The 26,919-nt window shown below is 64.7% G+C and carries 23 protein-coding genes; 16 read left to right on the top strand and 7 right to left on the bottom strand.

Going from position 1 to position 26,919, the window contains the following annotated elements; genetic code table 11:
• Nucleotides 1–226: 226 nt before the first annotated feature.
• A complete protein-coding gene (locus EAH75_RS11245; protein WP_140805478.1) occupies nucleotides 227–1,522 on the top strand; it encodes a citrate synthase in 1,296 nt (431 codons plus the stop codon).
• Nucleotides 1,523–1,616: 94 nt separating this feature from the next.
• Here EAH75_RS11245 and EAH75_RS11240 read toward each other — a convergent pair whose 3' ends face one another.
• Together EAH75_RS11240 and EAH75_RS11235 are read right to left on the bottom strand one after the other, a co-directional pair.
• A complete protein-coding gene (locus EAH75_RS11240) occupies nucleotides 1,617–2,288 on the bottom strand; it encodes a hypothetical protein (RefSeq protein ID WP_140649296.1) in 672 nt (223 codons plus the stop codon).
• A gap of 70 nt (nucleotides 2,289–2,358) precedes the next feature.
• The gene (locus EAH75_RS11235) at nucleotides 2,359–4,884 is read right to left on the bottom strand and encodes a penicillin-binding protein 1A (RefSeq protein WP_140805476.1); all 2,526 of its coding nucleotides are present in this window, start codon (nucleotides 4,882–4,884) and stop codon (nucleotides 2,359–2,361) included.
• 252 nt (nucleotides 4,885–5,136) lie between these two features.
• Between EAH75_RS11235 and EAH75_RS11230 the strand changes: the two genes are divergently transcribed.
• The 11 genes from EAH75_RS11230 to EAH75_RS11180 all read left to right on the top strand — a co-directional run bounded on the left by EAH75_RS11230 (nucleotide 5,137) and on the right by EAH75_RS11180 (nucleotide 17,503).
• The gene (locus tag EAH75_RS11230; protein WP_140649300.1) at nucleotides 5,137–6,195 is read left to right on the top strand and encodes a pilus assembly protein PilM; all 1,059 of its coding nucleotides are present in this window, start codon (nucleotides 5,137–5,139) and stop codon (nucleotides 6,193–6,195) included.
• Nucleotides 6,195–6,944, top strand: a complete 750-nt coding sequence (locus EAH75_RS11225; protein ID WP_140805474.1) for a PilN domain-containing protein — start codon at nucleotides 6,195–6,197, stop codon at nucleotides 6,942–6,944. The genes EAH75_RS11230 and EAH75_RS11225 overlap by 1 nt, the downstream gene beginning before the upstream one ends.
• Entirely contained in the window at nucleotides 6,941–7,591 is a 651-nt protein-coding gene (locus tag EAH75_RS11220; protein ID WP_140649304.1) for a type 4a pilus biogenesis protein PilO, read from the top strand. Before EAH75_RS11225 ends, EAH75_RS11220 begins: the two co-directional genes overlap by 4 nt.
• On the top strand, nucleotides 7,591–8,130 hold the full coding sequence (locus tag EAH75_RS11215) for a pilus assembly protein PilP (protein ID WP_140649307.1): 540 nt from the start codon (nucleotides 7,591–7,593) through the stop codon (nucleotides 8,128–8,130). The genes EAH75_RS11220 and EAH75_RS11215 overlap by 1 nt, the downstream gene beginning before the upstream one ends.
• 76 nt (nucleotides 8,131–8,206) lie before the next feature.
• Complete coding sequence (gene pilQ, locus EAH75_RS11210) at nucleotides 8,207–10,324, top strand: type IV pilus secretin PilQ (RefSeq protein ID WP_241668933.1); 2,118 nt, start codon at nucleotides 8,207–8,209, stop codon at nucleotides 10,322–10,324.
• A 180-nt stretch (nucleotides 10,325–10,504) separates the two neighbouring features.
• Nucleotides 10,505–11,500, top strand: a complete 996-nt coding sequence (locus EAH75_RS11205; protein WP_140649312.1) for an AAA family ATPase — start codon at nucleotides 10,505–10,507, stop codon at nucleotides 11,498–11,500.
• Nucleotides 11,497–12,432, top strand: a complete 936-nt coding sequence (locus EAH75_RS11200) for a DUF58 domain-containing protein (protein WP_140649314.1) — start codon at nucleotides 11,497–11,499, stop codon at nucleotides 12,430–12,432. The genes EAH75_RS11205 and EAH75_RS11200 overlap by 4 nt, the downstream gene beginning before the upstream one ends.
• On the top strand, nucleotides 12,429–12,962 hold the full coding sequence (locus EAH75_RS11195) for a DUF4381 domain-containing protein (RefSeq protein ID WP_140649317.1): 534 nt from the start codon (nucleotides 12,429–12,431) through the stop codon (nucleotides 12,960–12,962). Before EAH75_RS11200 ends, EAH75_RS11195 begins: the two co-directional genes overlap by 4 nt.
• Nucleotides 12,955–13,941 (top strand): VWA domain-containing protein, encoded by a 987-nt coding sequence (locus EAH75_RS11190; RefSeq protein ID WP_140649319.1) that lies wholly within the window; start codon nucleotides 12,955–12,957, stop codon nucleotides 13,939–13,941. The genes EAH75_RS11195 and EAH75_RS11190 overlap by 8 nt, the downstream gene beginning before the upstream one ends.
• Nucleotides 13,938–15,821, top strand: coding sequence for a tetratricopeptide repeat protein (locus tag EAH75_RS11185; RefSeq protein ID WP_140805472.1), 1,884 nt, complete (start codon nucleotides 13,938–13,940; stop codon nucleotides 15,819–15,821). Before EAH75_RS11190 ends, EAH75_RS11185 begins: the two co-directional genes overlap by 4 nt.
• Complete coding sequence (locus tag EAH75_RS11180) at nucleotides 15,818–17,503, top strand: BatD family protein (RefSeq protein ID WP_343182732.1); 1,686 nt, start codon at nucleotides 15,818–15,820, stop codon at nucleotides 17,501–17,503. The genes EAH75_RS11185 and EAH75_RS11180 overlap by 4 nt, the downstream gene beginning before the upstream one ends.
• Here the strand turns inward: EAH75_RS11180 and EAH75_RS11175 are convergent.
• The gene (locus tag EAH75_RS11175; RefSeq protein WP_140649323.1) at nucleotides 17,490–18,011 is read right to left on the bottom strand and encodes an O-acetyl-ADP-ribose deacetylase; all 522 of its coding nucleotides are present in this window, start codon (nucleotides 18,009–18,011) and stop codon (nucleotides 17,490–17,492) included. The genes EAH75_RS11180 and EAH75_RS11175 overlap by 14 nt on opposite strands.
• Before the next feature lie 67 nt (nucleotides 18,012–18,078).
• On the opposite strand from EAH75_RS11175, the gene EAH75_RS11170 reads away from it, so the two are divergent.
• The 4 genes from EAH75_RS11170 to EAH75_RS11155 all read left to right on the top strand — a co-directional run bounded on the left by EAH75_RS11170 (nucleotide 18,079) and on the right by EAH75_RS11155 (nucleotide 23,433).
• On the top strand, nucleotides 18,079–18,531 hold the full coding sequence (locus EAH75_RS11170; protein WP_140649326.1) for a MarR family winged helix-turn-helix transcriptional regulator: 453 nt from the start codon (nucleotides 18,079–18,081) through the stop codon (nucleotides 18,529–18,531).
• A gap of 220 nt (nucleotides 18,532–18,751) precedes the next feature.
• Nucleotides 18,752–19,864: an efflux RND transporter periplasmic adaptor subunit gene (locus tag EAH75_RS11165; protein ID WP_140649328.1), complete on the top strand. Its 1,113-nt coding sequence runs from the start codon at nucleotides 18,752–18,754 to the stop codon at nucleotides 19,862–19,864.
• 4 nt (nucleotides 19,865–19,868) lie between these two features.
• Nucleotides 19,869–22,961: an efflux RND transporter permease subunit gene (locus EAH75_RS11160; protein ID WP_140805470.1), complete on the top strand. Its 3,093-nt coding sequence runs from the start codon at nucleotides 19,869–19,871 to the stop codon at nucleotides 22,959–22,961.
• A gap of 58 nt (nucleotides 22,962–23,019) precedes the next feature.
• On the top strand, nucleotides 23,020–23,433 hold the full coding sequence (locus tag EAH75_RS11155; RefSeq protein ID WP_140649332.1) for a hypothetical protein: 414 nt from the start codon (nucleotides 23,020–23,022) through the stop codon (nucleotides 23,431–23,433).
• Nucleotides 23,434–23,497: 64 nt separating this feature from the next.
• Here EAH75_RS11155 and EAH75_RS11150 read toward each other — a convergent pair whose 3' ends face one another.
• The 4 genes from EAH75_RS11150 to EAH75_RS11135 all read right to left on the bottom strand — a co-directional run bounded on the left by EAH75_RS11150 (nucleotide 23,498) and on the right by EAH75_RS11135 (nucleotide 26,838).
• A complete protein-coding gene (locus tag EAH75_RS11150; protein ID WP_140649334.1) occupies nucleotides 23,498–24,937 on the bottom strand; it encodes a M20/M25/M40 family metallo-hydrolase in 1,440 nt (479 codons plus the stop codon).
• A 144-nt stretch (nucleotides 24,938–25,081) separates the two neighbouring features.
• A complete protein-coding gene (gene mscL, locus EAH75_RS11145; RefSeq protein ID WP_140649336.1) occupies nucleotides 25,082–25,495 on the bottom strand; it encodes a large-conductance mechanosensitive channel protein MscL in 414 nt (137 codons plus the stop codon).
• Between the two features lie 90 nt (nucleotides 25,496–25,585).
• Nucleotides 25,586–26,272, bottom strand: coding sequence for a fumarylacetoacetate hydrolase family protein (locus tag EAH75_RS11140; RefSeq protein ID WP_140649682.1), 687 nt, complete (start codon nucleotides 26,270–26,272; stop codon nucleotides 25,586–25,588).
• Between the two features lie 35 nt (nucleotides 26,273–26,307).
• On the bottom strand, nucleotides 26,308–26,838 hold the full coding sequence (locus EAH75_RS11135; protein WP_140649338.1) for a hypothetical protein: 531 nt from the start codon (nucleotides 26,836–26,838) through the stop codon (nucleotides 26,308–26,310).
• Between the last annotated feature and the right edge of the window lie 81 nt (nucleotides 26,839–26,919).

Genomic DNA, 26,919 nt, shown 5'->3' with positions numbered 1-26,919 from the left:
CCGGACACGGGGCGAGCGCAGGCTTGCCCCGTGTTTTTTCGTGTCTGGGCTTCGACCATTCGCCATCGAATGCAGGCGGGGCCTTGTGCGATAATGGTCGGTGAGCTGGCGCCATGACGTCCATTGCGTCGCATGCTTTCCCCGGCATGCGATGCCAGCATTCCCTCGCCGGACGGCACCGTCATTGCGGTTGCTGCCGGTGGTGACCCACATGAAGGAGGTTTCCGTGTCTGATCCCAAGATCGTCAAGCTGCTGGATGAGTCGAGCAACCGCAGCAGTGAACTGCCACTGATCAGCGGCACGCTCGGCCCGGCGTGCATCGACATCGGCACGCTGTACAAGGACACCGGCCACTTCACCTACGATCCCGGCTATGGCAGCACCGCCAGCACCAAGAGCGCGATCACCTATATCGATGGCGATCAGGGCGTGCTGCTGTATCGCGGTTACCCGATCGAGCAGCTGGCGACGAATTCCAGCTTTCTCGAAGTGGCGTATCTGCTGCTGAACGGCGAGCTGCCGAAGCCGGCTGAGTTCGCCGCGTTCGAGCACGACGTCTCGCATCACACGATGCTGCACGAGTCGCTGAAGAATTTCTTCCAGGGCTTCCATCATGACGCGCATCCGATGGCGATGCTCGCTGCAGCGGTTGCCTCGCTGTCGGCGTTCTACCACGACGACCTGAGCGTGGACGACCCGGCCGATCGCAAGCTCGCCGCGATCCGCCTGATCGCCAAGATGCCGACGATCGCCGCCGCCTGCTACCGCTACTCGGTGGGCTGGCCGCTGCGTTATCCGCGCAACAACCTGGAATACGTCGATCGCTTCCTGCATATGATGTTCGAAGTGCCGAGCGAGCCGTTGCAGATGAACCCGGTGGCCGCCAAAGCACTGGACCTGCTGTTCATCCTGCATGCCGACCACGAACAGAATGCGTCCACCTCCACGGTGCGCCTGGTCGGTTCGACCGGTGCCAATCCGTACGCGTCGATCGCAGCGGGCATCACCGCGCTGTGGGGTCCGGCGCATGGCGGCGCCAACGAGGCGGTGCTCAAGCAGCTGGAAGAGATCGGCACACCGGACAACGTCGAATCGGCGATCCTGCGCGCCAAGGACAAGAACGACAGCTTCCGCCTGATGGGCTTCGGTCACCGCGTGTACAAGAACTTCGACCCGCGCGCGAAGATCATTCGCGAGATGTGCCACAAGGTGTTGGCCGAGCTGGGCGTCAACGACCCGCTGCTGGATGTGGCGATGAAGCTGGAAGAGGCGGCACTGAAGGACGACTACTTCGTCGAGCGCAAGCTGTATCCGAACGTCGACTTCTACTCGGGCATCATCTACAAGGCGCTGGGCATTCCCACCGAGATGTTCACCGTGATGTTCGCCATCGCGCGCACTGCCGGCTGGATCGCGCACTGGATCGAGCAGCACGAAACACCCGGATCGCGAATCGGTCGTCCACGCCAGATCTACACCGGCTCCGATGTGCGCGACTACATGCCGACAGCCAGGCGGTGATCGGCGGTTTTCGTTGATCGAGTGCCAGCGAACCAGACAGCAAACGCCCCTGCCTTGACCGGGGCGTTTGTGTTTGCGGCAGCGCCAAGCCGGCTCAGCGCAATACGGCGGTCAATCGTTGCTCGAAACCGTGGTCGGAGTCTTCGCCCAGCAGCATTTCCACCTGGGCTAGTGCGGCGCGGCGCATCGGTCGATCATCGGTTCGATCCAGCGGAGCCTGGCGTAGCGCATCGCGCGGCAGCACGGTGAGATCGAACGGAAGGTCGTCGGCGGCAAACAGGAGCACCGGGTATTCGGGCTGGTCATCGCGACTGTTGCGCAGCCGTCGGGTCTGCGTCTCGATCGGCACGCCGTGTTCGCGCAGATACAAGCCGACCGCTTCGGGGTCATCGCTGAATACGTGCAGGCAAACCGCCGAGTGCGCATCAGCGGTGCCCTCTAGTACGGCGCCGACCAGTCGCGGCTCGAACGCGGCAAGGAAACGCATGGCTTCGACCGCGGCTTCGCGCCGCTGTCGCAACAGTTGCGGCTGACTGTCGGCGAGGAACAGGCGCTGGTGTTCGCGCAATGCCTGCTCAATCTCCAGGTTGCGCGGCAACGCCTGCGTTTCGAGGATGCCCAGCCGTTCGGCCGCCTTCAACTTGGCGTGATGAAAATCGCGGATGCCGTGCTCGCTCATCAGGCGGGCTGCTTCCTGGGCGATGCGCAGACGATTGCGCTGCAGCCGGTCATGTGCGTGGATTCGGTGGTGTTCGCCTCGGGACATGGCTCACTCCTCGTCAATCGGCAAATGGCAGCAGGGACGAAACCGGCATGGTCTCGAACTGCCCGGTGGTTCAGAAGATGTCGTAGGCGTGCTGTTGATCCTGGTCCTTCTGCTGGGCGGCCTGGTTGCGCAGGCGATCGATGTCTTCCACCTTGAACATCTCGTTCATGCCATTCGGATCGTCCGCGGAAGTGGGGAGCCCGTTCTGGCGATTGATCAATACCGTACTGATTCCCGGTGGCATCGGCAACGTGCTCAGCGGTTGATCCTTCAGCGCGCTGCCCATGTAATCCATCCAAATCGGCAGCGCCGCCTTGGCGCCGAACTCGCCGTGGCCCAGCGATGAGTAGTCGTCGAAGCCGACCCACACCGCGGTGGACAGGTCGCCGTTGAACCCGACGAACCAGGCATCGCGATGATCGTTGGTGGAGCCGGTCTTGCCGGCCAGGTCCGCCCGGTCCAGCGCGCGCGCGGCCGAGCCGGTACCGCGCAAGATCACGTCCTTCATCAACGAAGTGGTGAGGTAGTCGTTGCGGACCTCGATGACCTGCGGTGCGAGCACCGGCGGATGCGCGTTATCGCCATGTACGTCGGCGGGCAGAACGGCCTCACCGACACCATCGACGCTGCTCGACTCCGCGGGTGTGCCGTCGGTGCTGGCCAGGTTGTTGGCGGGGGTCGGATTCATGTCGGCTGGCGGCGGTCCGGGCGGGCGCGTATCGAGCAGGCGCTCCTGACAGCTGCGGCAGGCGCGTGCGGGGTTGGCCACGTATAGCGGCTTGCCGTCGCGGTCGTCGATCTCATGGATGAAGTACGGCGTGACCAGATAGCCGCCATTGGCGAACACGGCATAGCCGCGAGCCATACTCATCGGCGACACCGACGCGGTACCCAGCGCCATCGACAGGTTGGCCGGAATCGCATCGAGCGAAAAGCCGAACCGGGTGGCGTACTCGCGCATGTAGCGCACGCCGATCGCATCGAGCAGGCGCACCGAAACCAGGTTCTTCGACTGCACCAGCGCTTCGCGCAAGCGCATCGGACCGGCGAACTTGTCGTCGTCGTTGGATGGCGTCCAGATACCGTTCGGCTTCGACGGATCGGGCAGGGCCAGCGGTGCGTCGTTGATGATCGACGATGGGGTGAAGCCGCGATCGAATGCGCCCGAATACAGGTAGGGCTTGAAGCTTGAACCAGGCTGGCGCGCCGCCGTCACCGCGCGATTGAATTTGCTGCGCACGAAATTGAAACCGCCGACCAGTGCCTGGATCGAGCCGTCCTCCGGATTGATCGAGGTCAACGCCGCCTGGGCGGCAGGAATCTGCGCAAGCTGCCACTCGCCCTTGTCGTCGCGCGCAAGCCGGATGATGTCGCCGCGCTTGAGCACGCTGTCGACACTCACCGGCGCGGCGCCAACGCGATCGTCATTGATATGCGGGCGCGCCCAGCTCATGGCGGCAAGATCGAGAATCACGTTCTCATGGGTGGGCAGATAGACCGTTGCCTGCTTCGCATCGCTGGCCGTCACCAGGCCCGGTTGCAGCCCCGAGACACCGGTATAGCTGGAGAGCAGGGCGTCGTATTCCGCCTCACCGGCGCTGGCGGGCAGGTCCTGGTGGGCTTCGGCTCCGCGCCAGCCGTGTCGGTGGTCGTAGGCGATCAGGCCATTGCGCAGGGCCTCCACGGCCGTCTGCTGGCGATTGCTCTGCAATGTCGTCCGAACCACATAGCCATTTGTGAGCGCATCGTTGCCGAACCGGTCCAGCACCTGCCGGCGCACCATTTCCGCCAGGTAAGGCGCATCCACCTCGATCGGCTGCTCATGCGGGTAGGCGTGATTAGGCTCGGCAATCGCCTGCTCGTAGACCGGCTTGGTGATGTAGTCATGCCGGAGCATCTCGCCCAGCACCCAGTTGCGCCTGGCGATCGCACGCTTGGGATTGTTGATCGGATTGACCGCCGATGGCAGCTGGAAGGTCGAGGCGATCAGCGCGCATTCGGCCACGGTCAACTGATCCAGCGTCTTCCCGTAGTAATACTCCGTCGCGGCGCCCACGCCGTACGAGCGGTGACCCAGGAACATCTTGTTGAGATACAGCTCGAGGATCTGATCCTTGCTCAGTTCATGCTCGATGCGCAGGGCAATGAAGATTTCGGTGAGCTTGCGCGAATAGAGCTTTTCCGGGCTCAGGAAGAAGTTGCGGGCGACCTGCTGGGTGATGGTCGAGCCACCGGAACCCTTGTCGCCGCCTGTCACGATGACGTGCCAGCCGGCGCGTGCAATGCCACGCCAGTCCACGCCGGGATGGTGATAGAAGTCCGCGTCTTCGGCCGACAGCACCGCGTGCTTGAGTCGATCAGGCACGTTTTCGATGTCAACCGGAATGCGCCGGGTTTCGCCGAAACTGGCAATCAGCTTGCCGTCCGCGCTGAGTACGCGCAGCGGCACCTGCATGTGGTAATCCTTGAGGTCGGCCACCGATGGCAGTCTCGGAGCTATCAGCCAGTACGCCACGCCAACCGCAATAACTGCCAGAAGCAAACCGGAAAAAGCCAGGAGCAAAGCCCAGCGCAGCAAACGTTTGAAAATTAGCATGGTGTGGAGATAGCGAGACCTGAGTCAAAACATGGCAGAGTATAGATGTAGCAGTATTTGCGGCATGAGGCGTGGTCCGCCAAAGCAAGGGTTGCGCCAGCGAGGGGGATCCTGCAAATGTGGTGGGCATCACGTCAATTACTTGAGAAAGTTGCCGTAGGCCGTTGCCATTGCGTTAATTTTTCGATTTAATGCCACTGCGCACCTCGCCAGGACTCTGGCTACGGGCGTCAGCGGCAAGGGGGAAACACCGTGGGGCTCTTTACACCCAAGAAGCCGGCGCTGATTGGTGTCGACATCAGTTCGACTGCCGTCAAGCTGCTGCAGTTAAGTCAAGTGGGCGGTCGCTATCGCGTGGAGCATTACGCGGTCGAGCCGCTGCCGCCCAATGCCGTGGTCGAAAAGAACATCGTCGAGGTCGAGGCGGTGGGCGACGCGATTCGTCGAGCGCTGGCCCGCTCGGGCTCCAAGCTGAAGCACGCGTCCGCAGCGGTGGCCGGGTCGGCGGTAATCACCCGCATCATCCCGATGACCAGTGACCTGTCCGACGATGATCTGGAGGGTCAGATCCAGGTCGAAGCCAACCAGTACATTCCCTATCCGATCGATGAAGTCAGCCTCGACTACGAGGTACTCGGTCCGGTACGCGACAACCCCGACATGAACAACGTCCTGCTGGCCGCCTCGCGTACCGAGAACGTCGACATGCGGGTGGCTGCGCTCGATCTGGGCGGGCTCACTGCCGGCGTGATCGACGTCGAGGCGTTCGCGATGGAGAACGCCTTCGCGATGGTTGCCGACCAGCTCAACGTGGGCCGGGACGCGCTGGTGGCGGTGGTCGACATCGGTGCCACCATGACCACGCTGTCGGTGCTGCGCAACCAGCGCACGATCTACTCGCGCGAGCAGGTCTTCGGCGGCAAGCAGCTGACCGATGAGATCATGCGCCGCTTCGGGCTCTCCTATGAGGAAGCCGGACGCGCCAAGCGCAAGGGCGGCTTGCCCGAATCGTATGAGACCGAGGCGCTGGAGCCGTTCAAGGAATCGTTGATCCAGCAGATCAGCCGATTGCTGCAGTTCTTCTTTGCAGGCAGTGAATACAGCAAGGTCGATCAGGTGGTGCTGGCCGGTGGCTGTGCCTCGATCGAGGGGCTTGGCCCGATGCTGGAAGAGCAACTCGGGGTGTCCTGCATCGTCGCCAATCCGCTGGCGCGCATGTCACTGTCGCCACGCGTGCAGGCTCAGTCGCTGGCACAGGACGCCCCCGCGCTGATGATCGCGGTCGGCCTCGCCTTGAGGAGCTTCGACTGATGGCACATGTCAATCTACTTCCGTGGCGCGCCGAGCGGCGCAAGCAGCGTGAACGCGAGTTCTACATGCAGCTCGTCGCCGCCTTCGTGGTGGCGCTGGGCGTGCTGCTGTTATGGATATTCTGGATGGACCAGCGCATCGACAACCAGAACGAGCGCAACGCGTATCTGCAAACCGAGATCAAGCAGCTCGACGTGCGCATCGCAAAGATCAAGGATCTGGAAAAGGTGCGTGAGCATCTGCTGGCACGCAAGCAGATCATCGAGCAACTGCAGGCGGACCGTTCCCAGATGGTGCATCTGTTCGACGAACTGGTGAAGACGATTCCTTCCAGTGCGCGCCTTAGCGGGCTGAAACAGAGTGGCCAGTCCATGTCGCTCGATGGCGTGGCGCAGTCCAACGCCAGCGTCGCCGAATACATGCGCAATGTCGAAAGCTCGCCGTGGATGGGTCATGCCGATCTGCGCAAGACCGAAAATACCCATGACGCCACCCGCATGCCGTATGCGTTCGGCCTGGATGTGACGCTGAGTCGCCCCAAGACCGACGAGACTGAGCCCGGGAAAACCCCGTCGCAGCCGGCGGAGGCCAGCTCCAGTGCTGCTCCTGCAGCCGTCTCGGTAGCGCTCGGTGCGGCTGCGAAAGCGATCACGTCGACGCCGGCCAAGCCTGCCGTTGCCGCCACGGCGGCCGCTGCTGGACCCAAGCCGGCGGATGCCGCGGCTGCCACGGGAGGGACCAAGCCATGAAGTTCCTCGACGACATCCGCAACCTCGACCGCAACAACGTCGGTGGCTGGCCGCAATCGGTCAAGATGTTCTTCACCGTGCTGCTGTGTGCCTTCGTCCTGTTGATCGGCTGGTATTTCTTCGTCGGCGACCAGCAGGACAGCCTGCAGACGCTGGCCGGCAAGGAAGATCAACTCAAGCAGGAGTTCGCGACCAAACAAGCCAAGTCTGTCAACCTGGAAGCGCTGCAACAGCAGCTCGACGAGATGCAGGACATGCTGCGCCAGCTGCTGCGCCAGCTGCCCAGCAAGACCGAAATGCCCGAGCTGCTGATCGATATCTCGCAGACCGCGCAGTCGGCAGGCCTGGAGAGCGACCTGTTCCAGCCCGGCCCGGAAACCCCGAAGGATTTCTACGCGGAGAGGCCGATCACGCTGCGTATGAGCGGTACCTATCACCAGTTCGGTACCTTCATCAGCGGTGTGGCCTCGCTGCCACGGGTGGTGATCCTCACCTTGCATGATGTCTCGTTGACTCCGAAAGCACCGGGCAAGGGCGGTGCCTCAGGTGGTCAACTCGTCCTGCAGGGCACGGTGAAGACCTACCGCTATCTGGATGACGAAGAGAGCGCCGCCGCAAGCAACAAAAAGGCGGGGGGTGCGAAATGATGAACAAGTTCGCCATCAAATCCACGCATGCGGCACGGCTCCTGCTAATGCTTGGCACTGTGCTGGTACTCGGCGGCTGCACACGCGGCATGTCCGACCTGCGCGGCTGGGTAGCGCAGGAGAAAGCCAAGAAGGGCGCACCGATCCAGCCGCTGCCGGTGATCAAGACGTTCGAGACGTTCAAGTACGACGATCAGGACCGGCGCGATCCGTTCAGCCCAAGTACGGCCGAGCTGCAGACCAATGCCGCCACCAGCGGCCCACGGCCGGACGCCAATCGCGCCAAGCAGCCACTGGAGATGTTCGCGCTGGACAGCCTCAAGATGGTCGGCACGGTTGGAGTCGGAGCGAACATGGAAGTGTTGATCAAGGATCCGGGTGGTGTGATCCATCGCGTCCATGCCAACGAATACATGGGTCAGAACTACGGGCACATCACGGCGATCAGCGAAGACCATATCGACTTGGTCGAGCTGGTATCCAACGGTAATGGTGGCTGGATGGAACGTCCGGCCAGCATCGCGCTCGACGCGAAATAGGTAGACAGGGGCTGATGCAATGACCAACCAAATCCAATCCGTCCGGGGCCGTGTCATGCGCCATGCGAGCCGTTACATGTTGTTGGGCCTGCTGATCGCCGGCGCCACCTGGGCCAGCACTGCGATGGCAGCAACCACCACGCTGAAGAACATCAGCTATGACGCGCTGCCTGGTGGCAGCGTCGAGCTGCACATGGACTTCGGCAGTGGCCCGGTACCGCAGCCAAAAATATTCACCACGGGCAATCCGCCACGCATTGCGGTCGACTTTGCCGACACCGACAATGCGGCCGCGCGCCACCTGGACATCGGCAAGGGCTCGACTTCCGGGGTGTCCGCGGTGGCAGCCGGCGGTCGTACCCGGGTGGTCATCGAGTTGATGCGCGAGTCGAGCTATCGCACGCGGGTCGAGGGACACAGCCTGGTGCTTACCGTCAACAACGGCAGCACGGATCAGTCCGTGACCACCGCCTCCACCATCGACCCGACCAAGGCATTGCCGTCGTCATCGAGTGGCCCAGCGATCTCCAACATCGATTTTCGCCGCGGTCCGAATGGCGAAGGCCGCGTGTTGATCAGCTTTAGCGGCAGCGGTGCGAATGCCGAGATGACCCGTCAGGGTGACAAGGTGCTGGTCACCATCGATCATGCCAACCTACCGGCCAACCTTGCCCAGCGTCTGGACACACTGGACTTCGCCACACCGGTACAGTCCATCGTCACCCGCTCCGGTGCCGGCGGTGGTGCCCGCGTGGAAATTGCCGTCAAGGGTAATGTCGATACCTCGGCTTACCAGACTGCGGACCAGTACGTGGTGGAGGTGGCGCCGAAGAAAGCCGATGCCAAGGATGACAAGCTGGCCAAGCTGGGCAAGGAGCCGAGCTACAACGGCAAGCGCGTCACCTTCAATTTCCAGGACATCCCGGTGCGCTCGGCACTGCAGCTGATTGCTGACATCTCCGGCCTCAATCTGGTTGCATCGGATAGCGTCGGTGGCAGTGTCACGCTGCGCCTGGTCAACGTGCCGTGGGATCAGGCACTGGATGTGATCCTGCGCGCCAAGAGTCTCGACATGCGTCGCAATGGCAACGTGGTGTGGGTTGCCCCGCAGGCGGAACTGGCCAAGTACGAGCAGGACCTGGCCGATGCCAAGCTGAAGGCGCTGGACACCGCCGAGCTGGTCACCGACTACGTGCCGATCAGCTATGGCAAGGCGGCGGACATCGCCAAGCTGCTGACCAGCGGCAGCATGCAGGGCGGTGGCGGTGGCGGTGGCGGCGCCAACACCCAGCGCGGCTTCCTCTCGCCACGTGGCAGCGTCTCGTTCGATGAGCGAACCAATACCCTGCTCCTCAACGACACGCCGGAAAAGATCAAGCAACTGCGTGATCTGATCGCAGTGCTGGACAAGCCGGTGCAGCAGGTGCTGATCGAGTCGCGCATCGTGGTCGCCACGGATGACTTCACCCGCGAACTGGGTGCCAAGTTTGGCATCTCGGGCAAGCACTACACCCAGAATAACGATGGCAACCACAATCTCATTACCGTTGGTGGTCACGACCTGGGCAATGGCACCGCTGGCGGTGGTCTCAATGTGAGTTTGCCGGCGAGTACTCCGACCGGAAGCTTCGGTCTGGCCATCCTCGGCGCGAACTACGCGATCGATCTGGAACTCTCCGCCGCGCAGACTGAAGGCCGGGGCGAAGTGATCTCCAGTCCGCGTGTGATTACCGCCAACCAGCAGGAGGCAGTCATCCGCCAGGGTCAGGAAATCGGCTACGTCACGTTCCAGAACAGCGGTTCCAGTGCTGGTACGGGCACCGCCACGGTGCAGTTCAAGGACGCCGTGCTGGAGCTGAAGGTGACCCCGACGATTACCGCCGACAACCGTGTCTACCTGATGATCAACGTCAAGAAAGACGCGCTGGCCGGTTACGTGGATGCTCCGGGTAGCGGCAAGATCCCGACCATCGACACCCGCGAGATCAATACCTCGGTACTGGTGGACAACGGACAGACCGTGGTGCTCGGCGGTATCTATGAGGTCAACAAGGCCAACACGATCTCCAAGGTGCCCGGCCTGGGCGACATCCCCGGCATCGGCATGCTGTTCCGCAATACGTCGCGTGTGAACACCAAGGCCGAGCTGCTGATCTTCGTGACGCCACGCATCCTCAGCGACACGTTGCAGTAAGGTTCTCAATGCAGCAATGAAAGAGGCGGCTTCGGCCGCCTCTTTTTTTTCAGTTCGCACGGCATACATGCCGGATTAAACTTCCGGCGCCGTTTATGGTCTGTAGCACGCTGCCTGATTCGTCAGCGCGTCATCGCGCGGCTGAGAGCGGCTTGCGCCACGTCGAGAACGGAACCGATCATGGATATGCCAGAAACCCCATCGTTGAGCAGCCTGCAGCGCTCCTTTGCGCAACTGCGCGACGACCTGCAACGCTGCATCATCGGCCAGCCCCATCTGATCGACTGCCTGCTGGTGGCCTTGCTGGCCGACGGTCACCTGCTGGTGGAGGGTGCGCCCGGGTTGGCGAAGACCACGGCGGTGAAGGCGCTGGCGGCACGTATCGAGGCGGATTTCCATCGGGTGCAGTTCACTCCCGACCTGTTGCCGGCGGACCTTACCGGTACCGATGTGTTTCGCCCGCAGTCCGGCAGTTTCGAATTCGAGCGCGGTCCGCTGTTCCACAACATCGTGCTGGCCGACGAGATCAATCGCGCGCCGGCCAAGGTGCAGTCGGCACTGCTGGAGGCGATGGCCGAGCAGCAGATCACGGTGGGCCGCAGTACATGGCAGCTGCCCGAGCTGTTCATGGTGATGGCGACACAGAATCCGATCGAGCAGGAAGGCACGTTCACCCTGCCGGAAGCCCAACTGGACCGCTTCCTGATGCATGTGACGATTGGATATCCGGACGCGGTGGCCGAACTGGCCATCCTCAAGCTGGCCCGTGAGCAGGCCAGTCGCCGCGCGCATCCGGTAGCCACGTCGCCAGCACTGTTGAGCCAGGCGGATGTGTTCGCCGCGCGCGATGCGGCGATGGCGGTGCACATGGCGCCGGCGCTGGAGGAGTATCTGACCCAGCTGGTGCTGGCCACCCGCGATGCCGGTCGCTATGGCGCGGAGCTGAAGCGCTGGATCGCGTGGGGCGGCAGTCCGCGCGCCACCATCGCGCTGGATCGCTGCTCGCGCGCGAAAGCGTGGCTGGCTGGGCGCGATTACGTGTTGCCCGAGGACGTGCACGAGATCGCCCATGAAGTGCTGCGTCATCGGGTACTGCTCAGCTACGAGGCAGAAGCCGAGGGCGTACGGCCGGATCGGGTGATCGATCGTCTGCTGGATCTCGTGCCGCTGCCGTGAGTGTCGCTCTGCCACATCGAACGGATGGCGATGGCTGCAGCCAGGTTTCGCTGGCCGAACTGATTGCGTTGCGGGAGCGGATTGCCCGCACGCGCGCAGCGCCTCTGCTTAGCCGTGCTGCGCGCAGCGGCCAGCAGTCCAGCCGTCTATACGGCCGCGGCATGGACTACGCCGAGTCGCGCATCTATCAGGCTGGCGATGACGTGCGCCGGCTCGACTGGCGTCTCACCGCACGCAGCGGGAAACTGCATACCAAATTGTTTCAGGAGGATCGCGAAGGCTGCCTGCTGATCCTGCTGGATACCCACGCAAGCATGCGATTCGGTACGCGGGTGCGGTTCAAGTCGGTGCAGGCGGCGCGTTCGGCAGCCGTAGCTGCATGGTACGCGGTGCGCGCCGGCGAACGGGTCGGAGTGATGGCGTTCGGCCACGCCGAGCAGCTGCTGCGTCCGCAAGCAGGATCGCGCGGTGCGCTCGCGGTCTGCGGTGCCCTGGCCGCATGGGACGCACAGGCCACATCCGGCAAGGTCGAGCCGCTGTCCGATGCGCTGACCCGTGCCAGCCGTGTGCTGCACGGTGCCAGTCGCGTATTGCTGATCAGTGATGGTTTCAGTTGCGACACGCCGGCCCGTCAGCGTCTGCTCGATCTGACCCGTCACGCCGGGGTCAGCGTGCTGGTGGTGGCCGATGCACTGGAGCTGTCGCTGGCGCCGCCGGGGCGCTATCCGCTGGAACATGCTGGCGAGCGCAGCGAAGTACTGCTGCAGTCCGAGCGCCAGCGGAGTGAGTTCCAGAGCGCGCTGGGCGCCGGCCCGGCGCGGCTCGGTGAACTGGCGAAGTCGCTGGGTCTGCGCTGCAACAGTATCGATACGGCCATCGATCCGCTCGATGCCGTCACCGCTCTGTTCGGCGGCGCGAGGCCCGGCCGATGATGCAGTCTGCTGTCCAGCCCGCCGCCGCGCCGCCGTCCGGTCCCAGCCTGCGCGATATCCACCTCCCGCGCGATCCGGCATGGTGGCCGCCGGCGCCGGGCTGGTGGATGCTCGCGGCATTGATGCTGCTGGCGCTGCTGGTCGGTACATGGCGGTGGCGGCGGTATCGCCGCGCACAGCATCAGCGGCAGCAGGTGTTGCTCGAACTTGATCAACTCGAGTTGCGGTGTCGGCGGGACGGCGATTCGGTCGCGCTGGCGAGCGGATTGCATCAGTTGCTGCGTCGGGTGGCGCGCCGACATGACGCGCTGGCCACGAAACAGCGCGGCGACGCATGGCGACAAACTCTGGCGCGGATGCCGGTCGATGCAGCCACACTGGATATCCTGCTGGCCCTGGATCAGCAGATCTATCGTCCGCCTGTTTCATTCGACCACGCGGCTGCCGTCGCGGCCGTGCGGCAGTGGTTGCGATGGGCCCTGAAGCCGGCGACGTGGAAGCGGACAACCGTGGTGCGCACCGATGCCTGAGTTCGCCTGGCCTTGGGTCATCGTGCTTTTGCCGCTGCCGTGGCTGCTGCGCCGCTGGCTGCGTCCGGCTGCGCCGGAGCAGGCCCTGCATCTGCCGCAGCCAGGTCTGCAATTGGCCACGGCGAGAGGCAACGCCACGCACGGCATCGTGCCGTGGTTGCTGACATTGGCCTGGCTGTGCCTGCTTGCGGCAGCGGCGCGGCCGCAATGGGTCGGGCCACCGCAAGCGCAGCAGCGCAGCGGCCGTGCACTGATGCTGGCGGTGGATTTGTCCGGCAGCATGCGCACCGACGACATGCAGCTGGCTGGCCAGTCGGTCAGCCGTTTCGGCGCGGTGGAAGCGATTGCCGGTGATTTCATCGCTCGTCGCAGCGGCGACGAAATGGGGCTGATCCTGTTCGGCAGCCAGGCGTTCCTGGTGACACCGTTGACCTACGATTTGTCCGCGGTGCGCGCGCAGTTGCAGGGCGCGGCCGTGGGTCTGGCAGGAACCGAGACGGCGATCGGCGATGCGATTGCGGTGGCGGTGAAGCGCCTGGCGACACTGCCCGAGCAGGCACGAGTGCTGGTTCTGCTCACCGACGGCGTCAACAACGCCGGCAGCATCGCGCCACGCGAGGCGGCGCGCGCAGCCAAGGCGGCCGGTGTGCGCATCTACACCATCGGCATCGGCGCCACGCGGATGCGCATACCGGGATTCTTCGGCAGTCAGCTGGTAAATCCTTCGGCGGATTTGGATGCCGACATGTTGAGAAGCATCGCCACACAGACCGGCGGGCGCTTTTTTCGCGCCACCGACAGCGGTGAACTGGCCGATGCCTACCGCGCGATCGATGCGCTGGAGCCGATGCCGCAAACCGGTCCGACTCTGCGCCCGCGGCATGAGTTGTTCCGTTGGCCGCTGCTGGCAGCGATGGTGCTGCTGTTGCTGGTGATCGCACCGCGTCACCTTGCCCGTGCGCCGGAGCGACCCGCATGAGCGAGATGCTGCAGCAGTTTCATTTCCTGCGGCCGTGGTGGCTGCTCGCACTCGCGCCGTTGCCATGGCTGTACTGGCTGGGCGCGCGTCGCCATGCGGCGATGCTGGAGCTGTCGCGGCTGGTCGATGCGCAGTTGTTGCCGCACCTGTTGCGCGGTCGTGCGGGCAATCGCCAACTGCCGGTGTGGCTGTTTGCGCTGGGCTGGACGCTGTGCGCGCTGGCGCTGGCTGGCCCGAGCTGGAGTCGGATCAACCAGCCGTTGTACGCAAGTCGCGCGGCGCAGGTGGTGGCGATTTCGCTCTCTCGGCACATGCTGGCGCGCGACGTGGCGCCGAGCCGGCTCGATCGCGCGCGCTACAAGGCGCGCGATCTCCTGGCCAGCAATCGTGACGGGCTCAATGCACTGATCGCTTATGCCGGCGAAACATTCGTGGTGGCGCCGCTGACCTCTGATGCGGGCAGCCTCGACGACCTGCTTGACGCGCTGGCGCCCGACACCATGCCGGTCGATGGGGACAACGCCGCGCTGGCGATCGAACGTGGCGTGGCCTTGATCCACGATGCCAAGGCCAGCGGCGGCTCGCTGGTGCTGATCACCGACCATGCCGATGCGCCCGCCGACGCGGCTGCACGCAGCGCCAACGCCGCCGGCGTGCAGATATCGGTACTGGGCGTGGGCACGCCGCAGGGCGGCCCCGTGCCGCTGCCCGAGGGCGGCTTTCTGCGCGATGCACAAGGCGGCATCGCGCTGGCCCGCCGCGATGATGCGGCACTCGCTGCGCTCGCTTCCGCTGGCGGTGGCCGCTATGTGGCGATGACAGCGGATCACCGGGATATCGACACGCTGCATACGCAACTTCGCGTTGCACCCGCAGCGGTGGCCGGCGGGCAGGTGGGCGATGAATGGCAGGATCGCGGCCCGTGGCTGCTGCTTCCGCTGCTGTTGATCGTTGCACTGGCATTTCGTCGCGGCTGGCTGCTGTTGATGCCGCTGGTCATGCTGCCGCTGTTGCCGACCCCGGCCCAGGCGACGACATGGCATGACCTGTGGCAACGACCCGATCAGCAGGCTGCACAGGCCTTGCGCGAAGGCCGCGCGAAGCAGGCGCAACAGCTGGCGCGCGACCCGGCCTGGCGTGGCGCAGCAGCCTATCGCGCGGGCGACTATGCCGCCGCGAAGCAGGCGTTGCAGCAGGCGCCTGGTGGCGATGCGACGTACAACCTCGGCAACACGCTGGCCGAGCAAGGCGAGTACCAGCAGGCGATCGCGGCTTACGATCGTGCGCTGAAACTCGATCCGAACAACGCCGACGCCAAGGCCAATCGCAAGGCGGTCGAAGACTGGCTGAGCCAGCAGCGGCAGCAGCCATCCGATCAGAAGAAACATGAGGGCCACAACGGCAGCCAGGGACAATCCTCGGCCGGTGATCCGGGCAAGAGCGGCAAGTCGGATTCAAAGGATCAACAGTCCGCACAGGATGGCGCCAAGCCGTCCGAACAGCCCGGTCAGGATGGCAAACCGCAGGATCAGTCCGAGCAGAGTCCGTCAGGGCAGGATCGTTCCGGCAAGCAGCAGGCCGGCGATCAGTCCCCGCCACAGAACGCGCAGCCACAGGCCGAGCAGAAGGCGAAGGCGGAACAGGCGCAGCAGGCGCTGAAACAGCAGATGGATCAGGCGTTGGCCAACTCTGCGGACAAGCCGAAGACGCATCAGCTTGGCGCGCTGGCGAAGGACGACCCGCAGGCGAAACTGCCGGCGGATCTGCAGCATGCACTGCAGCGGGTGCCGGATGATCCGGGCGCACTGTTGCGGCGCAAGTTCGAGCTGGAATATCAACAGCGCCACGGCGGCGCGCCGAGCGAGGATGAACAACCGTGACGGTTCGACGACTGATCATCGGATGGTGGCTGCTGTTGCTGATGGCTCCAGCCCTGGCGCAGGCAACCGACGTACAGGCGACGCTGGACCGCAACAGCGTGCAGCTGGGTGAAACGGTGACTCTCAACCTGCGCGTGCAGAATGCGGGCGGCGGCATGGCCATGCCGGACCTGAGCGCGTTGAGCCAGGACTTCAGCATTCTCGGTACCTCGCAGAACAGCAGCCTCAGCGTCGTCAACGGCGCGGCCACGTCGACCCTGACGTTTGGCGTGGCGCTGCGTCCGAAGCATGTCGGCACACTGCAGATTCCCCCACTGGGCGTAGCGGGTGGCCTGACGCAACCGCTTCAGTTGCAGGTGAGCGCGCCGGATCCGACTGCGGCGGCGGCCACCAACCAGAACGTCTTCATGGAAGCGCAGGTGGACCCGCAGCGCGGCTACGTCGGCCAGCAACTGAGTTACGTGGTACGGCTCTACTACGCCACCAGCATCAGCAACGGTGCGCTGAGTGCGCCCCAACTCGATGGGGTGGAAGTGAGCCGGATGGGTGACGACCTGAACTACGACGCCGAGCGGGGCGGGCGGACCTATCACGTGCTGGAGCGGCGCTATGCGTTGATCCCGCAGCGCGCCGGACGCATCGAGATTCCCGCCGCGGATTTCCAGGGCGAGGCGATCGATCCGAACGACCCCAACAGCTTCTTCGGTTCCAGCACGCCGGTTGCGGCCAGCGCGCCAGCCGTGTCGATTGACGTGCAGGCGACACCTGCTGACTGGGGCAAGAGCGCGTGGCTGCCGGCGCGTCAACTGAGCCTGGACATGGACGGCTGGCCGGGTGCACAGGATCAGGTGCGCGTCGGACAACCTTTGAATCTAACCATGACACTGCAGGCGACGGGCCTGGCGTTCGAGTCCCTGCCTGCACTGAGCCTGCCGCCGCTGGACGGCGCCAAGACATATCCGGACAAACCGGTTACCGGCACGCGCCAGGATGGGCAGTGGCTGGTCGGCCGTCGGCAGCAGACCTTTGCGATCGTGCCCGAGCGAGCCGGCACGCTGACCATCCCGGCGACCACCCTGAAATGGTGGAACGTGCTGACCGATCGCGTGGAAGTGGCGCAGATTCCGGCGCACGACGTGACCGTGCTGCCTGCTGTCGGGGCTGCGGCCGTCCAGACGTCCATCCCAGATACCGCATCCACCGGCAACGCGGCCCCAGCCAGCAACGCACCGCCATCAGGCACGCCATGGCGCTGGATCGCGCTGGGCAGTGTCGGCCTGTGGCTGCTCAGTGTGCTGGTGTGGTGGTGGCGGCGTCGTCGACGCGTACCGTCGACGACGGTGCAGGTGACCGCGACCATATCCCCACGGCAATGCCAGCTGAGTTTCCTCGCCGCCGCGCGCGGTAACGACGCGATGGCACTGGCGCACAGCCTGTTGAAATGGGCGCGCGCGGAACGGCCGGCGATCCAGCATCTGGGCGAGCTGGCGGCGGCGCTGGACGATGCGGCGCAGCGTGAAGCGATCGCCGCCTTGCAACGCCGGTGTTACGGTGGTGCGCCAATGGCCGGCGACGGCACGGGGCTGGTGGCGGCGTTCAAACGCGGTTTCGTCTGGCGCGCCGCCGATGCCGGTGACGAAGCCTCGGCGCTGCCGCCGCTGTATCCGTTCAAGCTGCATTGAGTGCGTGCTGGAAAATCGCACGCATGTCATCGCTGAAACAGCAAAGGATCACTTCGGTGGAATCATCGCCGGCAAGTTCGTCGCGCAGCGTGGCAATAGCCACGGCAGCCGCCTGGGCCGCGGGATAGCCGTAGACACCGCAGCTGATCGCCGGAAACGCGATCGTGCGCAGTCGCTGCTCGCGCAGCAGGCGCAGCGTGTTGCGATAACAACATGCCAGCAGCCGCGCTTCGCCTGCCATGCCGCTGTGCCAGACCGGTCCCACCGTGTGGATCACGTATCGTGCGGGTAGCGCAAAGCCGGGAGTGATGCGCGCGTCACCGGTCGGGCAGCGCACGTCGGGTGCGGATTCGGGGAGCGCCCGGCAAGCGTCCAGCAGACCAGGCCCGGCTGCACGATGGATGGCGCCATCCACGCCGCCGCCACCGAGCAGGCTTGGGTTGGCCGCGTTGACGATCGCGTCCACGTGCAGGGTGGTGATGTCGGCAGCGATGATCTTCAAGGGCATGGCTTCGCGAAGAGTGGCGCCTTATGCTTCGGGCAGGCATTCAGCTGCGATGAGGTGGCAACGGGTCATGGCGAAAACGGAAGACATTTCCTTCGGCTACCTGCTCAGCGATGTGACCTTGCTGTTCCGCAAGCACTTCGACCGGCGCGCGGTGAAATTCGGGTTGACCCGCGCGCAATGGCGCGCGACCAAGGTGTTGTACCACCGCGAAGGCTTGCGGCAAACCGAGCTGGCCGAGTTTCTGGAAATGGAACCGATCGCGGTGGGCCGGGTAATCGACCGGTTGCAGGCGGCGGGGTTCGTCGAGCGCCGACCAGACCCGAAGGATCGCCGTGCATGGCGGTTGCACACCACCGAGCAGGCGCGAGTGATCGTGGGTGACATGGAGATCATCGCGCGCGACCTGCGCAAGGACGCCACGCGCGGCATCGATCACGACGAACTGCAGCAGGCGATGGCGGTGATCAGCCGGATCAAGGACAACCTGCTCGCGCTTGAACAGGACGACGGCACGCCCTGAGTTTCGCGCCACGCACATCTGACCAGTGCCGTTGGTCGTGGTCATCAGGACCGGCATTAGCGGCATAGTGGCGAGAGCGCTCCGTGGACGGGTCAACCTGATTCCGGTATCCGCGTTGTAATCAGCTTGATGCACTGTCATCGGCATGGCGGTTCCCCAGCCGCGCAGGAACCCACCAGCTGCCGCCAGGCGCGGCGCGACGATCGAGAATCCCCTACGCATGTCCTGGAAAAAGATCGTCCTTGTCGTGGCCGTCCTGCTGGCGGTTGCTCTGGCCCTGCACTTCGGTCGCCGTGCCGGCGGCGAGGCAGCGGTGTCCAAGGCAGCTGCACCGGTCCCGGTCGAAGTAGCCAGCGCCACCCTGGGCGACGTCGAACTTTCGCTGAAGCTGGTCGGCCGGGCCGAGGCATGGTCAACGGTGACATTGCGCGCGCGAGTCTCCGGCCAGCTTGAATCGTTGTCGTTCAAACCCGGCACGCTGGTGCGCAAGGGCAGTGTGCTGGCGCAGATCGACCCGCGCCTGTTGAGGGCGCAGCTTGATCAGGCGCGCGGCAGCGTGGCACGCGACCAGGCGCAGTTGCAGAAGGCACAGGCCGATCAGCAGCGTTATGCCGACATGCTGACCAAGGGCTTCGTCTCCAAATCGGACTACGACCTGTACAAGGCGAACCTTGCGGTGGCCAGGGCTGCCTTGCAGAGCGATCAGGCTGCGCAGGAGCTGGCGCAGACGCAGCTTGATTACGCGCAGATAGTTGCCCCGTTCGATGGCGTCACCGGCGCGCCGCTGGTGTGGCCTGGCGCGCAGATCAGCGCCGACAGCACCGACATCGTGGTGCTCAACCAGGTCGAGCCAATGCGGGTGGCGTTCAATATTCCCGAAGACAGCCTGCCCGCGGTGCGTGCCGCGCAGCAACAGGGTGTGCTCAGCGTGCAGGTGACGATCTCCGGCGATCACGCGGCACCGCTGAGCGGCGCGCTCGAGTTCATCGACAACGCGGTCGACGCCAGCACCGGCACCATCGTGCTGAAGGCGCGGTTCGACAATGCCGATCATCGCCTCACGCCAGGCCAGTTCGTGCAGGTGACGTTGCCGACCACGCGGCTCGTCAATGTGGTGAGCGTGCCGGTGCATGCGCTGCAGAGCTCGACCGATGGTAGCTTCGTGTTCGTGCTGGGCGCCAACGGCAAGGTGCAGCAGCGCCCAGTGACGACCGGACCGAGCACAGCCGGTCGCACCGTGATCGACAAGGGTCTGAAGCCCGGCGAGCAGGTGGTGACCGAGGGCCAGATGCTGCTGGTGGACGGCAGCGCAGCCATCGTCAAGCAGGGCTGAGCCGATGAATATCCCGGAGCTGTGCATCCGTCGCCCGGTGATGACCACGCTGCTGATGACGGCGTTGCTGGTGTTCGGCATCGTCGCCTATCCGCAGCTGCCGGTGAACGAACTGCCGAACGTCGATTTCCCGACCATCAGCATCAGTGCCAGCCTGCCGGGTGCGTCACCGGAGACGATGGCATCGGCGGTGGCGACACCGCTGGAAGGCAAGCTGTCGACCATCGCCGGGATCAGCGCGATGAGCTCGACCAGCGCGCTCGGCTCCACCTCGATCACGCTGACTTTCGAGCTGGATCGCAACATCGACGCGGCGGCGCAGGATGTGCAGTCGGCGATTTCCTCGGCGCTGCGCCAGCTGCCGAAGGAGATGACCACGCCGCCCACGTTCCGCAAGGTCAATCCGGCTGACGCGGCGATCCTGTACCTGGCGATGAGTTCGTCCACGCTGCCGTTGACCAGGGTCGACGAATACGCGGAGACTGAACTGGCGCAGCAGCTGTCGATGGTCGATGGCGTGGCGCAGGTGAGCGTGTACGGCTCGCAGAAATACGCGGTGCGCATCAGTGTGGATCCGGACCGGCTGGCCGCCAGCGGCATTGGCATCGACCAGGTGCAGAACGCGATTGCCGACGCCAACGTCAACCAGTCCACCGGTTCGTTGTATGGCACGCGTCAGCAGTTGCCGATACGCAGTGACGGTCAGCTGCAGCGGGCGGCGGCGTACAACGACGTGGTGGTGGCGTACCGCAACGGTGCGCCCGTGCACGTGGGCGATATCGGCGTGGCGCGCGACAGCGTGCAGGACGACCAGAAGGCCAGCTGGTACAGCGGCACGCGCGCCATCGTGCTGGCGATCCAGCGCCAGCCGGGAGCGAACACGGTGGCCACGGTGGACCGGATCAAGGCCGTGTTGCCGAGCTTCCGCGCCGGGTTGCCGCCGTCGGTGAAGCTGGAAACGCTGTATGACCGGTCGCAGTCGATCCGCGCCTCGGTCGACGACGTGCAGTTCACCCTGCTGCTGGCCGGCGCGCTGGTGGTGTTCGTGATCTACCTGTTCCTCGGCAACCTTTCCGCCACGCTGATTCCGGCGGTGGCGTTGCCGATCTCGATGCTGGGTACGTTCGGTGTGATGTATGCGCTCGGCTACAGTCTCGACAACCTCTCGCTGCTGGCGCTGACGCTGGCGGTCGGCTTCGTGGTCGACGATGCGATCGTGATGCTGGAAAACATCGTGCGCCACATGGAGGCGGGCGTGCCGCCGTACGAGGCGGCCTTGAAGGGCGCCGGCGAGATCGGTTTCACCATCTTCTCGATGACGCTGTCGCTGATCGCGGTGTTCATCCCGGTGATGTTCATGGGCGGCATCGTCGGCCGGCTGTTCCACGAGTTCGCCGTGGTGATCAGCGTGGCGATCCTGATCTCCGGCGTGGTGGCGATCACGCTGACGCCGATGCTGTGCAGCCGCTTCGTCAAGGCCCACGATCATGAGAAGAAAAATTGGCTGGTTGGCGGTTTCGATCGCGGCTTCGGCGCCGTGCAGCGCGGTTACGCCAGCAGCCTGCGCTGGTGCATGGATCGGCCGCGCCTGGTGCTGGCTTCGTTCGGCCTGAGCCTGCTGGCCACCGCACTGCTGTTCTACGTGGTACCGAAGGATTTCATTCCCGCCGGCGACAACGGCACGCTGCACGTCAACACGGAAGGGCCGGAGGATATCTCCTTCGACGGCATGGTGGTGCAGCAGCAGAAGCTGGTCGACATCGTGGCGAAGGATCCCAACATCGCCGGCTACATGTCCAGCATCGGCGCAGGCGGCTCACGCAGCACGGTCAACAACGGCTCGATCCTGCTGATGCTGAAACCGACCAGCCAACGCAAGCTTGACGCGGACGGCATCATCAAGGAGCTGCGGCCGAAGCTGGCCAAGGTCGCCGGCATCCGCGCCTATATCCAGAACTCGCCGGCGATCCAGATCGGTGGCCGCCAGTCCAAGGCGCAATATCAATACACGCTGCAGTCCATCGATATTCCCGCGCTGTACGACTGGAGCGGCAGGGTGACGCGCGCGTTCGCCGCGCTGCCGGGGTTCGAGGACGTCACCAACGATCTGGATCTCAACAGCCCCTCGATCGTGGTCAAGGTCGACCGGGACAAGCTGGCACCGCTCGGCCTCACCATGGCGCAGGTGCAGACCGCGCTGGGCATCGGCTTCGGCGAAAACCAGATCTCCACCATCTACGGTTCGTCGACCCAGTATTGGGTGATCCTGCAGGTCGAGCGCGCATTGCAGAACGACCCGGCGGTGCTGTCGCAGTTGTACGTCACCTCAAGCAACGGTACGCCGGTGCCGCTGAGCGCGGTGGCCAGCTTCAGCCGCGAGCCGCAGGCGCTGACGGTGAACCACCAGGGCCAGCTGCCGGCGGTCACGGTGTCGTTCAACCTGGCGCCGGGGGTATCGTTGAGCGACGCGGTGACCAGCATCAACCATGCGATGGACACGGCAGGCCTGCCGGCGACGATCAGCGGCAGCGTGCAGGGCACCGCGCAGGCGTTCCAGCAATCCATGCAGGGCATGGGCATGTTGTTGTTGCTGGCGGTGTTCGTGATCTACCTGGTGCTGGGCATCCTGTACGAGAGTTTCATCCACCCGCTGACGATCCTTTCCGGTCTGCCGGCGGCGGCGGTCGGCGCGCTGCTGACCCTGGTGATCTTCCACGCCTCGCTGGATCTGTTCGCGTTCGTCGGCATCGTGATGCTGATCGGCATCGTCAAGAAGAACGCGATCATGCTGATCGACTTTGCGCTGGAGCGTCAGCGCGAGGAAGGCATGCCGCCGGCACAGGCGATCTTCGAAGCCTGCCGCGTGCGTTTCCGTCCAATCATGATGACCAGCATGGCGGCGATGGCCGGCACATTGCCGATCGCGCTGAGCATCGGTGCCGGTGCGGAAGTGCGCCGTTCGCTCGGCCTGGCGGTGGTTGGCGGGCTGATCTTCTCGCAGATCCTCACGCTGTATCTGACGCCGGTGATCTACATTTACATGGATCAGCTGCAGCAGCGTTTTGACCGCGCCGGCAAGACGGTGCCGGTGCAGTAGCTTGCGGTGTTCAACGTGAGGCGGCTAGGCTGGCTCCTTCATCATCGAAGGAGCGGACATGCGCAAGCTGACATCGATCATGAGCGTCCTCATGGCTGTCGTGGGCGTGGCCATCGGCGCCACTGCCTGCGCGACTGCACCTGCAACCGCACCCACCGCACCTGCACAGATGGACGCGGCAGCGCTGCAGACCTACGCCGGCAAGCCATGGGACAAGGCGGCGCTGATGAACACCACGGTCGAACTGGGCCGCTACCGCGGCGTGCCGGTGGTTGCCGAGTTCCCGTGTTCGGATGTCTGTCCGAACTACACCGTGCGCATCATCCATTACCGCCTGCCGGCGGACACCAGTTGCGCCAGTGTCGGCGGCATCGAGAAGCGCGTGCTGGTACCGGTGGCGATCACCGTGCTGCCGAAAATGTTCTGCATCCCCGAACCACTGGTGGCATCGGGGCAGTACTACGCGCGTTGAGGCTGCCTCGAAATGAAGAAGGCGGCCATTCGGCCGCCTTCTTCATTTCGAGGGTGGGAAAGCGTTACTCGCCGGCACCATCGTTTGCGAACGCGCCGGGCGCCGAACCGAAATCGCCGTCCGCCTGGGCGGCCATGTACGAGAACGCGGCATATACCGCCACGTTCTGCGCCAGTTCCTTCGGGTCGATCTTGTCCAGCGTGTCGTTAGCGGTGTGGTGCCAGTCGAAGTAATGCGTGCCGTCCTGGGTCAGCGACAACGCGGCCATGCCCTTGCCGTGCATCTGCGACAGATCCGAACCGCCGCCACCGGGCTTCTTGGCGTCATACGTCACGCCGATCGGTGCCAGCACCTTGGCGATCTGCGCGATCGCCTTGCGCGCTTCGGGCTTGACGCTGGCGCTCATGCGCCAGACCGGGCCGGCGCCGAAATCCGATTCGGTGCCGAGCTGAAACTTCGCCACCTCGCCGGCGTGCTTGTCGGCGTAGGCGCGACCGCCCCACAAGCCCATCTCCTCGTTGGCGAACGCGATCACCCGGATCGTGCGGTCGGGCCGCTGTGGCAGGTCGCGGATCAGCTTGCCAGCCGCCATCGCGATCGCCACGCCGGCGCCGTCGTCGATCGCGCCGGTGCCCGGATCCCATGAATCCAGGTGACCGCCGATCGCCACCACCTGGTCGGGATGCTTGCGGCCGGTGATCTCGCCGATCACGTTGGCGCCGGTGTATTCGCCGACCACGCCGCAGTCCAGATCCAGTTTCAGGGTGACCGGCTTGCCATAGGCCAGCACCCGCTCGAGTTGGTCGGCGTCGAGGTTGGACAGTGCCGCGGCGGGGATCGCCTTGGCCGGATCGCGGAAGCCGGTGACCCCGGTGTGAGCGATGCGATCGTGCGCGTCGGTGCCGGCGGAGCGCAGCAGATAACCCGCCGCACCCTTGGCGGCGGCGATCGGCGGGCCGGCCGTGCGCACGGCCGAGCCCATGCCATAGTCATGGCCGTCCTTCGCGCGCTGCATGCGGTAGCCGATGTAGACGATCTTGCCTTTCACACTGGCCGGATCGGCGGCCTTGAGCGCGTCCAGGCTGTCGAACTTCACCACCTGCGCGGTAAGCCCGCCCTTCGGCGTGCCCGGCGAATAGCCCAGCGCGCTCAGCACCAGCGGCTGCGCAAACGGACCGACGATGGCCGCATGCTCGCTGCGGCGCTCCCACAGCGGGTAGGTCACCGCCTCGGTGTAGACCTTGTCGTAGCCGAGCGCCTTGAATTTCGCCACCGCCCAGTCGCGGGCGCGTTGATCGGCATCGCTGCCGGCCATGCGCGGGCCGACTTCGGTGGTCAGCGATTCGACGATGCGGTAGCCGGTATCGTCGTGCATCGCCTTGTCGCGCAATCGTTCAGCCGTCTTTACGGCTGTTGCGGGAATCGTGGTAGGAGTGGCGGCACTGGCGATGCCAGTGGCCAGTAGCAGGCTGGCAGCGAGCAGGGTGAGCGGAAGACGGCGCATCGGGAGACTCCACGGGGGAAGCCTCGATTATGGCGCGGCTACGAGAGAGCGCTTAGGCCAGAAGTCACGAATGGCAGAAAACAGGGAACGCAGCTGGCCAGCGCGGAAGGCTTGGGCTCTTTCCGTTCCCCGTTTCCCGTCCGATCAGGGCTGCCTGTTCTTCAGCAGGTCACGAATCTCGGTCAGCAGGGCCACGTCGGCCGGCGGTGCGGCGGGCGCTTCTTCCTGCTTGCGGCTGAGCCGGTTGATCCCCTTGATCACCATGAAGATCGCGAACGCGATGATGATGAACTGGATCAGCGTGTTGATGAAGGCGCCGTACTGGATCGCCACTTCCGCGATCTTGTGGGCCGGATTGGTGCTGTCGGCCGGCCGCAGCACCCACTTCAGTTCGCTGAAGTCGATGCCGCCGGTGAGCCAGCCGATCGGCGGCATGATGATCTGGTCGACCAGCGAGGTGACGATCTTGCCGAACGCGCCACCGATGACGACACCGACAGCCAGATCGATGACATTGCCGCGCATCGCGAAGGCCTTGAATTCGCTGAGCATGCTCATGCTGCTGGTACTCCTTCAGTTGGGCCGGATGACTGTACCGCGTGGCCGCGCGGCCGCACAGAGGGAGCCACCGCAGCGCCTCGCAGCAACTCAGGCGATGTGGCCATCCAGTTCGGCAACGCCGACCAGCTCGGCGTGAAAGCGGTCCCCGCGCTGCAGGGCGGCCACTCCGGCCGGCGTGCCGGTGAAGATCAGGTCGCCGGCTTTCAGCTCGAACAGCGTGGACAGCGCCGCAATGATCTGCGGCACGCCGTGCACCATTTCGCCCAGCGTGGTCTGCTGGCGCAGCTCGCTGTTGACGCTCAGTCGCAGCACGCTGTCTGCGGTCAGAGTCACCTCGCTGGCCGGACGCAACGCGGAGACCGGCGCGGAATGGTCGAATCCCTTGGCCACGTCCCACGGATGTCCCTTGGCCTTGGCCTGTGCCTGCAGATCGCGCCGGGTAAGGTCCAGCCCCACGCCGTAGCCCCAGACCAGCGCGGCGCCCTGCTCCGGTGTGAGATCGTGGCCACCGGCGCCCAGCGCCACCACCATCTCCACTTCATGGTGCAGGTCGCTGGTAGCTTGCGGGTACGGCACGTCGGCGCCGTCGCTGACGACAGCATCGGCCGGCTTGCAGAAGAACATCGGTGCGGCCGTGTCCACGCTGGCGCCCATCTCGCGGGCATGCTCGGCGTAGTTGCGGCCGATGCAGAACACCCGGCGGATCGGGAAACGCAGGTCGCTGCCGATGATCGGCAGGCTGGGCAAGACAGGCGGTGCGATGGCATAGGTCATGCCGGCAAGCGTAGCAAAGCCCGGCATGTCCGCGCTCAGCTCCGATGCGGGCGGAACAGGATGTCGAACAGTGGCTGCCAGCTGCGGCCGCCATCGTGCGACTTGCTGGCGATCTCGTGCACGCCGTTGGCCTGCGGCTCCCAGCTGACCCGGATCTTGGCGCCCTCGTCGCCGTGATCGACGCCGTTCAGCACGATGCGCCCGCCTTCCTGCGCACCTTCCAGCACCAGCAGCTGGCCGCGGTTGGTGACCCAGCTCTGGTGCCACAGATGGCGGTCGGTGTCGTAGATGGTGAAGCTCTGTCCAACCAGTCCATCGGATTGTTCGTAGACCTCGCGCAACACGCAGCCGCCCAGGATCGCGTCGACGTGATTGCGCGCCACCGGGGGCTTGTTCAATGCACCGATGTCGAAGGTGTCCCAGTCGCCGATCCAGAAATCGAACTGGCGGTGGACCGGCGCCTGGCAGGAGGCAGGTCGAGTCGCAGCGACCGCCTTGTGCGGCAGGCCCGCGAAGGTGCTGCCGACGATGATCGCGAACAGGGCAAAACGAGGTAGTTGGAACATCGGCATTCCTCTGAAGACGGGCGTTGTCCGAGCAGGGCCGTGACGACAGCCATACCCGATCCAAGCCGAGGTGGTCACTGC

This window comes from Rhodanobacter glycinis, from assembly GCF_006438785.1.
GTDB classification, from domain to species: Bacteria; Pseudomonadota; Gammaproteobacteria; order Xanthomonadales; family Rhodanobacteraceae; genus Rhodanobacter; species Rhodanobacter glycinis_A.
Note: the sequence above shows the minus strand (reverse complement) of the source record. Positions and strands in the feature narration are given on the sequence as shown.

Excerpts from the sequence above, each read along its gene's own strand:
- EAH75_RS11140 (WP_140649682.1), bottom strand. The coding sequence starts at position 26,272 with ATGACCTATGCCATCGCACCGCCTGTCTTGCCCAGCCTGCCGATCATC.
- EAH75_RS11185 (WP_140805472.1), top strand. The coding sequence starts at position 13,938 with ATGAGCGAGATGCTGCAGCAGTTTCATTTCCTGCGGCCGTGGTGGCTG.
- EAH75_RS11150 (WP_140649334.1), bottom strand. The coding sequence starts at position 24,937 with ATGCGCCGTCTTCCGCTCACCCTGCTCGCTGCCAGCCTGCTACTGGCC.
- EAH75_RS11165 (WP_140649328.1), top strand. The coding sequence starts at position 18,752 with ATGTCCTGGAAAAAGATCGTCCTTGTCGTGGCCGTCCTGCTGGCGGTT.
- EAH75_RS11135 (WP_140649338.1), bottom strand. The coding sequence starts at position 26,838 with ATGTTCCAACTACCTCGTTTTGCCCTGTTCGCGATCATCGTCGGCAGC.
- EAH75_RS11160 (WP_140805470.1), top strand. The coding sequence starts at position 19,869 with ATGAATATCCCGGAGCTGTGCATCCGTCGCCCGGTGATGACCACGCTG.
- EAH75_RS11175 (WP_140649323.1), bottom strand. The coding sequence starts at position 18,011 with ATGCCCTTGAAGATCATCGCTGCCGACATCACCACCCTGCACGTGGAC.
- EAH75_RS11220 (WP_140649304.1), top strand. The coding sequence starts at position 6,941 with ATGAAGTTCCTCGACGACATCCGCAACCTCGACCGCAACAACGTCGGT.
- EAH75_RS11170 (WP_140649326.1), top strand. The coding sequence starts at position 18,079 with ATGGCGAAAACGGAAGACATTTCCTTCGGCTACCTGCTCAGCGATGTG.
- mscL (WP_140649336.1), bottom strand. The coding sequence starts at position 25,495 with ATGAGCATGCTCAGCGAATTCAAGGCCTTCGCGATGCGCGGCAATGTC.
- EAH75_RS11240 (WP_140649296.1), bottom strand. The coding sequence starts at position 2,288 with ATGTCCCGAGGCGAACACCACCGAATCCACGCACATGACCGGCTGCAG.
- EAH75_RS11190 (WP_140649319.1), top strand. The coding sequence starts at position 12,955 with ATGCCTGAGTTCGCCTGGCCTTGGGTCATCGTGCTTTTGCCGCTGCCG.
- EAH75_RS11225 (WP_140805474.1), top strand. The coding sequence starts at position 6,195 with ATGGCACATGTCAATCTACTTCCGTGGCGCGCCGAGCGGCGCAAGCAG.
- EAH75_RS11195 (WP_140649317.1), top strand. The coding sequence starts at position 12,429 with ATGATGCAGTCTGCTGTCCAGCCCGCCGCCGCGCCGCCGTCCGGTCCC.
- EAH75_RS11155 (WP_140649332.1), top strand. The coding sequence starts at position 23,020 with ATGCGCAAGCTGACATCGATCATGAGCGTCCTCATGGCTGTCGTGGGC.
- EAH75_RS11215 (WP_140649307.1), top strand. The coding sequence starts at position 7,591 with ATGAACAAGTTCGCCATCAAATCCACGCATGCGGCACGGCTCCTGCTA.
- EAH75_RS11205 (WP_140649312.1), top strand. The coding sequence starts at position 10,505 with ATGGATATGCCAGAAACCCCATCGTTGAGCAGCCTGCAGCGCTCCTTT.
- EAH75_RS11235 (WP_140805476.1), bottom strand. The coding sequence starts at position 4,884 with ATGCTAATTTTCAAACGTTTGCTGCGCTGGGCTTTGCTCCTGGCTTTT.
- pilQ (WP_241668933.1), top strand. The coding sequence starts at position 8,207 with ATGTTGTTGGGCCTGCTGATCGCCGGCGCCACCTGGGCCAGCACTGCG.